Raw genomic sequence first — 12,581 nt, forward strand, 5'->3', positions numbered from 1 at the left:
CCTGTGAAGGTACTGATTGTTGGCGCGGGTCCGGCCGGATCCACCGCCGCGTACTACCTGGCCAAGGCCGGCATCGACGTCACGGTCCTGGAGAAAACCTCGTTTCCGCGCGAGAAGGTGTGCGGCGACGGGTTGACCCCGCGCGCCGTCCGCGAGATCCAGAAGCTGGGCCTGCCGCACCCTGAGAACGACGGCTGGCGGCGGAACAAGGGCCTGCGCCTGATCGCCGGCGGCCGCACCATCGAGCTGCCCTGGCCCGAGGTGTCCGATTTCCCGCAGTACGGGCTCATCCGGACCCGGCTGGGCTTTGACGAGGAACTGGCCCGCCACGCGCAGGCCGCCGGCGCCACCATCCTCGAGCGGCACAGCGTCACCGAGGCCCTCAGGAACGACGCCGGCCGCGTCACGGGAGTCCGCGCAGCGCTCCTTGACGAGTCCGGACGCAAGACGGGGGAGACGCACGAGTTTCCCGCCGACGTCGTCCTCGCTGCCGACGGCAACTCCACCCGCACCGCCGTTTCGCTGGGCATCCAGAAGCGTGACGACCGCCCGCTCGGCGTCGCCATCCGCACCTACTTCACCTCGCCACGGACCGACGACGACTGGATGGAAGGCTGGCTCGAGCTGCGTTCGCCGGCTCCCCACGCCTCGCAAGCTCGGCGCGGGACCCGCGCCGGCTCTCTTGGCCGCGACGGCAAGCTGCTGCCCGGCTACGGCTGGGTGTTCGGCGTTGGCGACGGCACCTCCAACGTTGGCCTGGGCATCCTGAACTCCTCCAAGGAATTCGGCAAGCTCGACTACAAGCAGGTCCTGCGCGAGTGGACCGCCGGCATGCCGGCCGAGTGGGGCTTCACGCCGGAGAACCAGGTGGGCGAGATCCGCGGCGCCGCCCTGCCCATGGGCTTCAACCGCACCCCGCACTACTCGCCGGGCCTGCTCCTGCTCGGCGACGCCGGCGGCATGGTGTCCCCGTTCAACGGCGAGGGCATCTCCTACGCCATGGAATCGGCGCGCTTCGCCGCGGAATTCATCATCGACGCCTCCTCGCGCACGGCTGCTTCGGGCGGAACGTACGACGCCGACGCGCACCTTGCGCGTTACGCGGACTACGTGCGGGACCAGTGGGGATCCCACTTCACCCTTGGCCGGGCCTTCGCCGTGCTGATCGGGAAGCCCGCCGTCATGAAACTCGCACTGCGGACCGGCATGCCGATTCCGGTGCTGATGAAGTTCGTGGTGCGGCTGCTGGCCAACCTCACGGACCCCGCCGCGAAGGGCTTCGAGGACCGGGTGATCCGGGTCCTGGAAGCGCTGGTTCCAGCCACATCCAATACCCCGTCAGCTCCGAACCAGCGGTATCCGCAACAAAAAGTTAGGGTTAACCCGTGACCAAATCCGCAGACCACAGCTGGACGCACGCCGGGCACGGCCTGCCGGACTCCGAACCCAGCCTCAACACCACGGCGATCGCCACCGGACTCCAGCTGCCGGCCGGCTTCGCGGCCATCGCGGGGGATGCCGAGCTGGGCCCGGCCATCACCACCAACCTGGCCAAGGTGGAGAAGAAACTCCGCGAAGCCATCGCCAACTCGGATCCCCTGGCTGACGCAACGTCGCGCCACCTGGTGGAAGCCGGGGGCAAGCGCATCCGCCCGCTGCTGACCCTGCTCTGCGCCCACCTCGGTGACGCGTCGCTGCCCGCCGTGGTGCAGGCCGCCGTCGTGGTGGAACTGACCCACCTGGCCACCCTCTACCACGACGACGTCATGGACTCCGCCCCGCTGCGACGCGGAGCCCCCACGGCGCACGAGGTGTGGGGCAACTCGGTGGCTGTCCTCACCGGTGACCTGATCTTTGCCCGCGCCTCCATCCTGGTCTCAGAACTGGGCGGCCGGGCGCTCGGCATCCAGGCCCGCACGTTCGAACGGCTGTGCCTGGGCCAGCTGCACGAGACCGTCGGTCCCCGCCCCGGCGAGGATCCGGTGGCGCACTACCTGTCCGTCATCGCTGACAAAACCGGCTCGCTGGTGGCTGCCTCCGGACAGTTCGGAGCCATCTTCTCCGGGGCCGACGCCGCGTATGAAGACGTGCTGGTGGAGTACGGCGAGAAGGTGGGCGTGGCGTTCCAGCTGGCGGACGACGTCATTGATGTCACCGGCGTCAAGGTCAAGTCCGGCAAGTCGCCGGGGACGGACCTCCGCGAAGGGGTGCCCACCCTGCCGGTGCTGCTCCTGCGTAAGGCCGCCGAGGATGGCGACCAGTCCGCCGTCGACCTTTTGACGCTCATCGACGGTGACCTCTCCTCCGACGAAGCCCTGGCTGCCGCCGTTGCGGGCCTGCGCGAGCACCCTGTCACTGCCGAATCCTGGGTAGTGGCACGGCAGTGGGCCAAGGAAGCCATCGACGCCCTTGCCCCGCTGCCCGACGGCGTGGTCAAGGAGTCCTTGTCCAACTTCGCGATGGCAGTGGTGGACCGCGCCAGCTGATTTTCAGGCAGGGAGCCCGGTGCCGCTGGTGGGAGTTTGCCGCCCGGTGCCGGGCTTCCTGCTTTAACGGGATAGCCCCGGTTCCCAGCATCCGAAGTTGCTGTGAACCGGGGCTATCTCTCCGTTCGCATCAGACCCGCCGGAGGCGTTTAGCGGATCCGTGAATAGCTTATGACAGCTTTGTCACAATGTGCAAGTCCCTCTTTACCGGACGTGTCATCGGCTTTTCGGGGCGCGCATGCCCGGTCGTGGGGCAGATTGGCGCAGTATGCGGCCCTCACTGTCCCAGCGGTCCGGCGAGTCGTGCCAAAGTGCCCCAGTTTGGCGGTGTTCTCCACATAGCGAAGCCACGAAGTGCCTGTCCCAGCAGGCCCGCGCCACCGTGGAGCCATGGATATCGAGGCTTTTCTTCGCTACAGGGGAGGCACGGCCCGTACCGCCAGCCTCCGTAAGGCGGGATTCCCGCGTTCTCGGCTGGACAGGGCACTGGCCGACGGGCGCATTGTCCGGGTGCGGCGGGGTGTGTATGGGCTGCCGCATCAAACGGGGGAGGTCAGATTGGCGCTGGAGCACAACGCGCTCCTGACCTGCGCCTCAGCCGCCCCGGTGTATCAACTGTGGACGTTGCAGAAGGCCGCCCTGGTGCACCTCACCCCTGGCCACAAGAGGACTGTGCCGGGAACCCTGACGCATGGCAGGATCCGCCACCAGGTCCACCCTTCACTGCCCGTGGCCGGCCTGGCGGACGTCCTGATCCACGCCCTGCACTGCCTCCCAACTTTGGAAGCGTTGGTCATGGTCCAGTGCGCCACGCAGAGGGGAGACATCACGCTGGACTTCCTCCGCAGTAAACTCCCGGGGAACCGCAACGCCCGCGCCAGGTCCGTCCTGGACTTTGTCATCCCCCGGGCCGACTCTGTGCTGGAGGTACTGGCCAACTACAACTTCCGCCATGCCGGGCTGAGTGTCCGCCGGCACGTGGAACTCGACGGTGTGGGCGAGGTGGACTTCCTGATTGAGGACTGCCTGGTGGTGGAAACTGACGGTCAGACCCACCTGGAGCCGAAGCAGGTCAAGAAGGACCGGGCCCGCAATAACGCCACAGTGGTTGGCGGGCGCCTGTGCCTCAGGTTCGGCTATGCCGACGTCGTCCACCACCCCGGGCAGATGGTGGCCCAGGTCCTGGCGGTACTTGAGCACAGCCGGCGGGGAGCGTTCAGCGCCGGGTGAGTGCCGCCGTCGTGGGGTACTTTGGACCGCGCAGCCGCGGCTCACAGCCCGGTTTGCGGCGTGTCCGTGTCAATGTGCCCCACGACGGTAGGCGCCGGAAGGCAGCGGGGCCTACTCTTCCTCTTCGTCCTCGAACGCCCACTCGAACATGTCGAACACGAACTCGGAGAAAGTGCCTTCCTCGGACTTCCACTGGCCGCGGGCATTGTTGCGGCGGTACACGATGGGGTCCGGGACGCTGAGGTCGCCTATGCGGAAGCCCCAGGTGAACTGTTCCTCTTCATCCTCGAGGAACATGAGGAAGCCTTCGTCATCGACTTCGAGTTCCTCGGGGTCCCAGAAGTAGTGGTACGCCTCCATGAGGTCCTCGCAGCCGCCCAGGGCCAGGTAGAACTCGCGCAGAACCAGGGGAATCTCAAACTGGTGGTCGGCAAGGGCCTTGTCCAGTTCCTCGGGGGTCAGGCCGTCCTCTTCCTGCCATTCATCCTCGAGATACTTCGGAACAAGCGCTTTGAACTTCTCGAGGAACATGTCAGTCATGCTCATATCCTAGCCAATCCGGACCACCCCAAAATGACAGGGAGGATAACTCTCAGAGCCCCGAATCGGTCGCCCGCCGGTGCCAGCCCCGGACGGCAAGCGGTGCCTGCCAGGACCGGCGCCATGCCAGGACCCGGAACGTGAACACCAGTGCCGCGATACCGGCTGCGGTGAGCACGTTGAACACGCCCAGGACCCACAGCACCGCGGTCAAGGTGGCACCCAGGAACGCCGGCACCGCGTAGATGTCTTTTGGGTTGAACAGCTCCGGAACCTCGTTGGCCGTGATGTCGCGCAGCAGCCCGCCGCCCACGGCCGTGGTCACTCCCAGCAGCACCGACGCCACAGGGTTGAGTCCGGTGGCCAGGGCCTTGAGGGTGCCGGTCATGCAGAACAGGGCCAGGCCTGCGGCGTCGAACAGGATCAGCAGGGACGTGTACCGCTGGACGCTGGAGAAGAGGAAGAACACCAGGACCGTGGCCAGCAGCGGCGGTGCCAGGTATGCGGGATTGGTGAAGGCCGCCGGAACGATGACGAGGATGACATCGCGGATCACGCCGCCCCCCAGGCCCACCAGGGAGGCCAGGAGCAGGGATCCGACAATGTCGATCTGCTTCCGCGCCGCCAGCAGCGAGCCCGAGACGGCAAAGAAGAACACGCCCAGCAGATCCAGCCACACCGGGGAGTTGTCAAAGGCGAATGTCATGGGGCGTCCCGGGTATTTCAAAGAGGGCGGACAGGGCGGCTCCAACGTTACGCTAGCCCCTATGAACAGCCCCATCATGATCGCCTGCGCCCATGGGACGTCCAACACACAAGGAGCTGCCGAGGTCAACGCCCTGCGGGCCGCCATTGCGGAACTGCGCCCCGGGCTCGATGTCCGCGAAGCCTACGTGGACGTCCAGCAGCCGGACCTGGTGGATGTGGTGGCAGGCCTGCCTGAGGGGGAGGCCGCCGTTGTTGTTCCGCTCCTCCTGAGCGTGGGCTACCACGTGAAGGTGGACATCGCCCGTGCGGTGAAGAGCCGGCCGGGCAGCGCCGCCGCCGCGCCGCTCGGCCCCGACCCGCGCCTTGCCAAACTCCTGGACCAGCGGCTGAGCGAGGCCGGCACCACGGACAATGACGTGATTGTCCTGGCTGCAGCGGGTTCGTCCAACCCCAACGCTGCCATCAGCGTCGAGCAGCTGCTGGGCCAGCTTCAGCAGCTCCGGTCCAACCGGATAGTGGCAGCCTATGGTGCCTCCGCCCAGCCGTCCGTGCCCGACGCAGTCGCCATGCTCCGCGAGGAGCTCGCCGGAGGTGCCGGCGCGGGGGAGTCCGCCGGAGCGGTCGACGTCGGCGGGCGTGTGGTGATTGCCTCGTACCTCCTGGCGCCGGGCTTCTTCCACGACCAGCTGGCCAAGGCGGGTGCCGACGTCGTGACCGAACCCTTGCTGCCGTCCCCCGCACTCGCGGAGATTGCGCTGGACAGGTACGACGCCGCCGTCGCCACCATGAACCAGGCTCCCGTGGCCCCGGCTCCGGATGTGCCTTCCGCGCCCCAAAACCAAGCCCCTGCCGATGCACAGCAGGGTGGGTTCTTCAAGGCCGTCCGGCGTTTCGTGACGAAATATTTCCCTAGGTGACTTAGCGTTTCCGGGCCTTTGTGACGGTATTCGGCGCCGCCCTACAGTCGATGCATGACTGATACAGCTCTAGCCGGAGCGTCCGCGGACTCCGCTGCTCCCAAGCGCCCCGCCCGCCCGTCCCGCCCCGCCGCAAAGCCGCACGGGCAGTGGAAAGTGGACGGAAAGACGCCGCTGAACGCCAACGAAACCTGGAAGCAGGAAGACGACGGCCTGAACGTCCGCGAGCGTATCGAGTCCATTTACGCCAAGGAAGGCTTCGACGCCATCCCCAGCCAGGACCTGCACGGCCGGTTCCGCTGGTGGGGCCTGTACACCCAGCGCAAGCAGGGGATCGACGGCGGCAAGACCGCCACGCTGGAACCGCACGAGCTTGAAGACAAGTACTTCATGCTCCGCGTCAGGATCGACGGCGGTGCGCTCACCACCGAGCAGCTGCGCGTCATCGGCCAGATCTCCGTGGACTTTGCCCGCGACTCCGCCGACGTCACCGACCGCCAGAACATCCAGCTGCACTGGATCGAGGTGGAAAACGTCCCCGAAATCTGGCGCCGGCTCGAAGCGGTTGGCCTGTCCACCACCGAGGCCTGCGGCGACGTCCCGCGCGTGATCCTTGGTTCGCCCGTGGCCGGCATCGCCAAGGACGAGATCATCGACCCCACCCCTCTCATCGCGGAGCTGGGGGAGCGGTTCATCGGCAACCCGATCGTGTCCAACCTGCCGCGCAAGTACAAGACCGCCATCACCGGCCACCCCAGCCAGGATGTGGTCCACGAGATCAACGACATCGCCCTAGTAGGGGTCCGCCACCCGGAACTCGGCGCAGGCTATGACCTGTGGGTGGGCGGCGCACTGTCCACCAACCCGATGCTCGGCAAGCGCCTTGGCGCCTTCGTCCAACCCCACCAGGCCGCCGACGTCTGGCTGGGCGTCACCAGCATCTTCCGGGACTACGGCTACCGCCGCATGCGCACCAAGGCCCGCCTGAAGTTCCTCCTGGCCGACTGGGGCACGGAGAAATTCCGCCAGGTCCTGGAGGACGAATACCTGGGCTACAAGCTGGCCGACGGCCCGGCCGCGCCCAAGCCCGCTACCCCCGGCGACCACGTGGGCGTGCACGAACAGAAGGACGGCAAGTTCTTCATCGGCGCCACCCCGCTGGGCGGCCGCCTGTCCGGCTCCGGCCTGGTCAAGCTCGCGGACACCCTGGAGGCCCGCGGCTCCTACCGGCTGCGCACCACCCCGCACCAGAAGATCGTGGTGCTGGACGTCGACAAGCAGCATGTGGAGCCGCTCATCGCCGAGCTGGACGCCCTGGGCCTGTCCGCCCGGCCGTCCGTGTTCCGCCGCGGCACCATCGCCTGCACCGGAATCGAGTACTGCAAGCTGGCCATCGTCGAAACCAAGATGACCGCCGCCAGCGCCGTTGCCGAGCTGGAGCGCCGCCTGGCCGACCTCGCCGACTCCGGCCAGCTGCCCGCAGCCCTGTCCCTGCACATCAACGGCTGCCCCAACTCCTGCGCCCGCATCCAGACGGCGGACATCGGCCTGAAGGGCATGATGCTGCCAACGCCCGACGGCGATCCCTCCCCGGGCTTCCAGGTCCACCTGGGCGGCGGGCTGGCGAACAATGACCGCGAGGAAGCAGGCCTGGGCCGCACCGTCCGCGGCCTGAAGGTGTACGTCGACGACCTGCCCGATTACGTGGAGCGCGTGGTGCGCCGGTTCGTGGCCGACCGCGCCGACGGCCAGACCTTCGCCGAATGGGCCCACGCAGCAGACGAGGAGGCACTCCAGTGAGCAACGAAACCCCGGTGGTTGAGCCTGTCGAAGCCCCCGCAAGCCCGACCAACGGAACCCTCCGTTCCAAGGAAGAGCTAAAGGCCCTGGCTGAATCCGGCGCCGCCGAGCTCGGCTGGGACGCTCCCGCCCGCGACGTGATCGCCTGGGCGGCGCGCAACTTCGACCTGTCCGCCGTCGCCGTCGCGTGTTCCATGGCCGACGCCGTCCTGCCGGCCCTGGTGGCTGACCAGATGCCCGGCGTCGACGTCCTGTTCCTGGAGACCGGTTACCACTTCCCCGAAACCTACGCCACCCGCGACGAGGTGGCAGCAAACCTCCGCGTCAACGTGGTGGACGTGCTGCCCGAAACCACCGTGGAGCAGCAGGACCGGCTCCTGGGCAAGGACCTTTTCGCCCGCGATGCCGCCCAGTGCTGCGCCCTCCGCAAGGTGGCACCGCTGCAGCGCACCCTGGCCGGCTACGAACTCTGGTTCACCGGCGTCCGCCGCGACGAGGCGCCCACCCGCACCAACACTCCGCTGGTCAGCTGGGACGAGAAGAACGGCCTGGTCAAGGTCAACCCGATGGCTGCGTGGACGTTCGACCAGCTGGTCCAGTACTCGGACGACAACCTTTTGCCCGTCAACCCGCTGCTTTCCCAGGGTTACCCCTCCATTGGCTGCCAGCCCTGCACCCGCAAGGTGGCGCCCGGCGAAGATCCCCGCGCCGGCCGCTGGGCAGGATCCGACAAGACAGAATGCGGACTTCACGTATGAGCACTCCTAATGACACTTTGGTTTCGACACGCTCAGCCAACGTTCCGGTGATTGAGCCGGTCGAAATCCCAACCCGCCTTTCCTCCCTGGACACCCTTGAGTCCGAGGCCATCCACATCATCCGCGAGGTGGTTGCCGAGTTCGAGAAGCCTGCGCTGCTGTTCTCCGGCGGCAAGGACTCCGTGGTCATGCTGCACCTGGCCACCAAGGCGTTCTGGCCCGGGAAGGTTCCGTTCCCCGTGCTGCACGTGGATACCGGCCACAACTTTCCCGAGGTCATCGAGTTCCGCGACCGCACCGTTGAGCGCCTGGGCCTGAAGCTCGTGGTGGGTTCCGTGCAGGAGTTCATCGACCGCGGCGAGCTGGCAGAGCGCGCCGACGGCACCCGCAACCCGCTGCAGACCGTCCCGCTGCTGGACGCCATCCAGCAGAACAAGTTCGACGCCGTGTTCGGCGGAGGCCGCCGCGATGAGGACAAGGCCCGCGCCAAGGAGCGCATCCTGAGCCTCCGCGACGAATTCGGCCAGTGGGACCCGCGCAACCAGCGGCCCGAGCTGTGGAACCTCTACAACGGGCGCCACACCGTGGGCCAGCACGTCCGCGCATTCCCCATCAGCAACTGGACCGAGCTGGACATCTGGCGTTACATCGAGCGCGAAAACATCGAACTGCCCGGCCTGTACTACGCCCACCAGCGCGAGGTCTTCGCCCGCGACGGCATGTGGCGGGCCGTTGGTGAAGTCTCCCAGCCCCGCGAGGGCGAAGAGGTCATCACCAAGACCGTCCGCTACCGCACCGTGGGTGACATGTCCTGCACCGGCGCGGTCGAGTCGAACGCCTTCACGGTGTCCGACGTCGTGGTTGAAGTTGCCGCCTCCACCCTGACCGAACGTGGCGCCACCCGTGCAGATGACCGCATCTCCGAGGCCGCCATGGAAGACCGAAAGAAGGACGGGTACTTCTAATGACCACGATTTCCGAGAGCCCGGCGGGCTCCATCAACGAAGCCCTGCCCACCACCCTCTTCCGTTTTGCCACCGCAGGATCGGTCGACGACGGCAAGTCCACCTTGGTGGGCCGCCTCCTTCACGACTCCAAGGCCATCCTGGCTGACCAGCTCGACGCCGTCGCCCGCACCTCCGCGGACCGTGGCTTCGGCGGCGAAAAGGGCGGCATCGACCTGGCCCTGCTGACCGACGGCCTGCGCGCCGAACGCGAACAGGGCATCACCATCGACGTGGCCTACCGCTACTTCGCCACCGACCGGCGCAGCTTCATCCTGGCCGACTGCCCCGGGCACGTGCAGTACACCAAGAACACGGTGACGGGCGCATCCACTGCGGATGCCGTCGTCGTACTCATTGACGCCCGCAAGGGTGTCCTTGAGCAGACCCGCCGCCACCTGTCCGTGCTGCAGCTGCTGCGCGTGGCGCACGTGATCGTGGCCGTGAACAAGATCGACCTGGTGGACTTCAGCGAGTCCGTGTTCCGCGACATCGAAGCCGACGTGCAGCAGGTGGGCCGTGAACTGGGCCTCGGCTCCGACGGCATCAGCGACCTGCTGGTGATCCCCGTCTCCGCGCTCGACGGCGACAACGTGGTGGAACGCTCGGAACGCACCCCCTGGTACACCGGGCCCGCGCTGCTGGAAGTCCTCGAGACCCTGCCCGCTGCCGACGAACTCGAAAGCCACCTGGAAAGCTTCCGCTTCCCCGTCCAGCTGGTCATCCGGCCGCAGGGCGCCCTGGCTCCCGACGCCGTCGCCGCAGGCCTGGACGTGGAAGCGTACCGCGATTACCGCGCGTACGCCGGGCAGATCACTGAAGGCTCCGTGAAGGTGGGGGACCAGGTCTCCGTGCTGACCCCCGGCCAGGCGCCGCGGACCACCACCGTAGTGGGCATCGATTTTGCCGGTGCCTCGCTGGAGGAAGCCGCCGCCCCGCAGTCCGTGGCCATCCGCCTCGCAGACGAGTTCGACGTCGCCCGCGGTGACACCATCGCCGCCGCCGGCACCGTCCGCGAAGCCTCCGCCGATTTGTACGCCGCCCTGTGCTGGCTCTCGCCCAAGCCGCTGCGCGAAGGCCAGAAGGTCCTGGTCAAGCACGGCACCCGCACCGTCCAGGCGATGGTCCGCAGCGTGTCCGGGAAGCTGGATCTGGCCACCTTCAAGCTGGAGGCCGCCTCCAGCCTGGAGCTCAACGACATCGGCCACGCGCAGCTCCGGCTCGCCGCGCCGCTGCCGCTGGAGAACTACCTGCACCACCGCCGCACCGGCGCGTTCCTGGTCATCGACCCGCTGGACGGCAACACGCTGGCCGCGGGCCTGGTCAAGGACCACCCGGGCGACCACGAGGACGAGCGCTACAGCATCTAGTCTTCGCCGAAGTCGCCGGAAACGATGCGAGGCAGCCGCTACGGCTGCCTCGCACTCTTACGGCGATTTCGTGGTTAACGGCTTACCGTCGCGCCTCGAGGATGGACTTGAGCTTCTCCAGGTCGCGGCCGGTTTCGCGGCGGATAATAGGTTCCATGACCAGGCCGGCCAGCCGGGAGAAACCTGAGGGGCTCCCGCTGTTGCCAAGCGTCATGCGCGTCCCGCCGGCGTCGTCCGTCCAGGTGTAGGTGGTCTGCATGGGGAAGGGCCCCTGGGCGGTCCGCATCACCAGCTTTTCGCCGGAGACGTAGTCGACGAACTCGTAGGTGTACTTGAGCTCCCGGCCCAGGAACTTCGCCGTGAACGCCACCTTCGAGCCCGGGCCAAGGGGGCCGCTGTCCAGCCGCTGCGATTTGTGGATGTTGACGTACCAGCGGGGCGCATTTTCCGGGTTCGCTGCAAAGTCCGCCACTTCCGCGCGCGGCCGGTTGATGTGGATCTCCGTCTGGACATTGACCATGGCTGCATCTCCTCTCGAAGGCGGGGGTTAGCCTAGGACTTACCCTAGTCCTGGTCACCGGCGCGGGAGGCGGCAATGGAAACCATCACCCCAACGCTCCTCAACTGGGCGTCCATCCTGGATGACAAGACCCGGGAACAGGCGGTCCGGACGGCGGCCCTGCCGTTCATCTACCCGCACCTGGCGCTGATGCCGGACGCGCACCTGGGCAAGGGCGCCACCGTGGGGTCGGTCATCCCCACGCTCCGCACCATCATCCCGGCCGCGGTGGGCGTGGACATCGGCTGCGGCATGATCGCGGTCCGGACCCAGTACTCGGTGAAGGACCTGCCGAAGGACCGCAAGGGCCTCCGCGAGGATATCGAGCGGGTCATTCCGTTGTCCGCAGGGCACAACAACAGGACCGTCCTGCCCACGGCGGAGCCCCGCATCGCCGAGCTGAAGCGGCGCGCCGCGAAAGCCGGCTTCAATCCCGCCCAGTACGTGGCCAAGTGGGAGCTGCAGCTGGGGTCCCTGGGCTCGGGCAACCACTTCATCGAAGTTTCTGCGGATGAGCACGACGGCGTGTGGCTCTTCCTGCATTCGGGCTCGCGGGGCATCGGCAACAGGATCGCCCAGCACCACATCGGGGTGGCCCGGCACGTCAGCCGGAAGAACCAGGTTTACCTCCCGGACCCGGACCTCGCGTACCTGGACGAAGGCACGCCCCAGTTCGAGCGCTACATCGCGGAGCTGCGCTGGGCCCAGCACTTTGCGCTCCTGAACCGGGAGGAGATGGTGGACCGCGTGACTGCCCAGTTCAGCCGCTGGGTGGGCGGAAAGGTCCATGAACTGGAACGGATCAACTGCCACCACAACTTCACGGAGCAGGAGACGCATTACGGCAAGCCGGTATGGGTGTCCCGCAAGGGAGCCATCAAAGCCGGCCCCGGCGATCCCGGGCTCATCCCCGGGTCCATGGGGACGGCGTCGTACGTGGTGGAAGGCCGCGGCAACCCGGCGTCCCTGAATTCCTCCCCGCACGGCGCCGGCCGGGAGTACTCCCGCAACGCCGCCCGGAAGACCTTCACGCTGGAGGAACTGAAGCGCGCCATGCGGGGGATCGAGTTCCGCGCGTCCGAGGCCTTCATCGATGAAATCCCGGCCGCCTACAAACCGATCGACCAGGTCATGCAGGACGCCGCGGACCTGGTCACCGTGCGGCACAAGCTGCGGCAGCTGGTCAACGTCAAAGGCAACTGAAGGCAT

At 67.2% G+C, this 12,581-nt stretch carries 12 protein-coding genes; 9 read left to right on the top strand and 3 right to left on the bottom strand.

Translation table 11 applies throughout. From position 1 onward, the window contains the following. The first annotated feature begins 3 nt into the window (after positions 1 to 3). The 3 genes from VXJ37_RS01710 to VXJ37_RS01720 all read left to right on the top strand — a co-directional run bounded on the left by VXJ37_RS01710 (position 4) and on the right by VXJ37_RS01720 (position 3,716). Entirely contained in the window at positions 4 to 1,389 is a 1,386-nt protein-coding gene (locus VXJ37_RS01710; RefSeq protein ID WP_331321349.1) for a geranylgeranyl reductase family protein, read from the top strand. Next, positions 1,386 to 2,486 (top strand): polyprenyl synthetase family protein, encoded by a 1,101-nt coding sequence (locus tag VXJ37_RS01715; RefSeq protein ID WP_331321350.1) that lies wholly within the window; start codon positions 1,386 to 1,388, stop codon positions 2,484 to 2,486. The genes VXJ37_RS01710 and VXJ37_RS01715 overlap by 4 nt, the downstream gene beginning before the upstream one ends. A 390-nt stretch (positions 2,487 to 2,876) precedes the next feature. Then, positions 2,877 to 3,716 carry a type IV toxin-antitoxin system AbiEi family antitoxin domain-containing protein gene (locus VXJ37_RS01720; RefSeq protein WP_331321351.1) on the top strand — a complete coding sequence of 280 codons (840 nt, stop codon included), beginning with the start codon at positions 2,877 to 2,879 and terminating at the stop codon, positions 3,714 to 3,716. 111 nt (positions 3,717 to 3,827) lie between these two features. On the opposite strand, the gene VXJ37_RS01725 is transcribed toward VXJ37_RS01720, so the two are convergent. Both VXJ37_RS01725 and VXJ37_RS01730 read right to left on the bottom strand, forming a co-directional pair. Further along, entirely contained in the window at positions 3,828 to 4,256 is a 429-nt protein-coding gene (locus VXJ37_RS01725) for a hypothetical protein (RefSeq protein ID WP_331321352.1), read from the bottom strand. A gap of 52 nt (positions 4,257 to 4,308) precedes the next feature. Beyond that, positions 4,309 to 4,962, bottom strand: a complete 654-nt coding sequence (locus VXJ37_RS01730; protein WP_331321353.1) for a trimeric intracellular cation channel family protein — start codon at positions 4,960 to 4,962, stop codon at positions 4,309 to 4,311. A 61-nt stretch (positions 4,963 to 5,023) separates the two neighbouring features. Here VXJ37_RS01730 and VXJ37_RS01735 point away from each other — a divergent pair, with 61 nt between their 5' ends. Genes VXJ37_RS01735 through VXJ37_RS01755 form a run of 5 tightly spaced genes read left to right on the top strand, consistent with a single transcriptional unit; the run spans position 5,024 to position 10,813 of the window. Beyond that, the gene (locus VXJ37_RS01735) at positions 5,024 to 5,881 is read left to right on the top strand and encodes a sirohydrochlorin chelatase (RefSeq protein ID WP_331321354.1); all 858 of its coding nucleotides are present in this window, start codon (positions 5,024 to 5,026) and stop codon (positions 5,879 to 5,881) included. Between the two features lie 54 nt (positions 5,882 to 5,935). Beyond that, positions 5,936 to 7,681, top strand: a complete 1,746-nt coding sequence (locus VXJ37_RS01740; RefSeq protein ID WP_331321355.1) for a nitrite/sulfite reductase — start codon at positions 5,936 to 5,938, stop codon at positions 7,679 to 7,681. Further along, positions 7,645 to 8,439, top strand: a complete 795-nt coding sequence (locus VXJ37_RS01745) for a phosphoadenylyl-sulfate reductase (protein ID WP_440589762.1) — start codon at positions 7,645 to 7,647, stop codon at positions 8,437 to 8,439. The genes VXJ37_RS01740 and VXJ37_RS01745 overlap by 37 nt, the downstream gene beginning before the upstream one ends. Then, positions 8,436 to 9,404: a sulfate adenylyltransferase subunit CysD gene (gene cysD / locus VXJ37_RS01750; RefSeq protein WP_331321356.1), complete on the top strand. Its 969-nt coding sequence runs from the start codon at positions 8,436 to 8,438 to the stop codon at positions 9,402 to 9,404. The genes VXJ37_RS01745 and cysD overlap by 4 nt, the downstream gene beginning before the upstream one ends. Beyond that, entirely contained in the window at positions 9,404 to 10,813 is a 1,410-nt protein-coding gene (locus VXJ37_RS01755; RefSeq protein WP_331321357.1) for a sulfate adenylyltransferase subunit 1, read from the top strand. The genes cysD and VXJ37_RS01755 overlap by 1 nt, the downstream gene beginning before the upstream one ends. A gap of 82 nt (positions 10,814 to 10,895) precedes the next feature. Here VXJ37_RS01755 and VXJ37_RS01760 read toward each other — a convergent pair whose 3' ends face one another. Beyond that, a complete protein-coding gene (locus VXJ37_RS01760) occupies positions 10,896 to 11,333 on the bottom strand; it encodes an SRPBCC family protein (protein ID WP_331321358.1) in 438 nt (145 codons plus the stop codon). Positions 11,334 to 11,408: 75 nt separating this feature from the next. Between VXJ37_RS01760 and VXJ37_RS01765 the strand changes: the two genes are divergently transcribed. Beyond that, positions 11,409 to 12,575 carry an RtcB family protein gene (locus tag VXJ37_RS01765; protein WP_331321359.1) on the top strand — a complete coding sequence of 389 codons (1,167 nt, stop codon included), beginning with the start codon at positions 11,409 to 11,411 and terminating at the stop codon, positions 12,573 to 12,575. Positions 12,576 to 12,581: the final 6 nt, after the last annotated feature.

It is taken from the genome of Pseudarthrobacter phenanthrenivorans, assembly GCF_036455295.1.
GTDB classification, from domain to species: domain Bacteria; phylum Actinomycetota; class Actinomycetes; order Actinomycetales; family Micrococcaceae; genus Arthrobacter; species Arthrobacter phenanthrenivorans_C.

Excerpts from the sequence above, each read along its gene's own strand:
- VXJ37_RS01740 (WP_331321355.1), top strand. The coding sequence starts at position 5,936 with ATGACTGATACAGCTCTAGCCGGAGCGTCCGCGGACTCCGCTGCTCCC.
- VXJ37_RS01720 (WP_331321351.1), top strand. The coding sequence starts at position 2,877 with ATGGATATCGAGGCTTTTCTTCGCTACAGGGGAGGCACGGCCCGTACC.
- VXJ37_RS01755 (WP_331321357.1), top strand. The coding sequence starts at position 9,404 with ATGACCACGATTTCCGAGAGCCCGGCGGGCTCCATCAACGAAGCCCTG.
- VXJ37_RS01730 (WP_331321353.1), bottom strand. The coding sequence starts at position 4,962 with ATGACATTCGCCTTTGACAACTCCCCGGTGTGGCTGGATCTGCTGGGC.
- VXJ37_RS01725 (WP_331321352.1), bottom strand. The coding sequence starts at position 4,256 with ATGACTGACATGTTCCTCGAGAAGTTCAAAGCGCTTGTTCCGAAGTAT.
- VXJ37_RS01760 (WP_331321358.1), bottom strand. The coding sequence starts at position 11,333 with ATGGTCAATGTCCAGACGGAGATCCACATCAACCGGCCGCGCGCGGAA.
- cysD (WP_331321356.1), top strand. The coding sequence starts at position 8,436 with ATGAGCACTCCTAATGACACTTTGGTTTCGACACGCTCAGCCAACGTT.
- VXJ37_RS01745 (WP_440589762.1), top strand. The coding sequence starts at position 7,645 with ATGGGCCCACGCAGCAGACGAGGAGGCACTCCAGTGAGCAACGAAACC.
- VXJ37_RS01735 (WP_331321354.1), top strand. The coding sequence starts at position 5,024 with ATGAACAGCCCCATCATGATCGCCTGCGCCCATGGGACGTCCAACACA.
- VXJ37_RS01765 (WP_331321359.1), top strand. The coding sequence starts at position 11,409 with ATGGAAACCATCACCCCAACGCTCCTCAACTGGGCGTCCATCCTGGAT.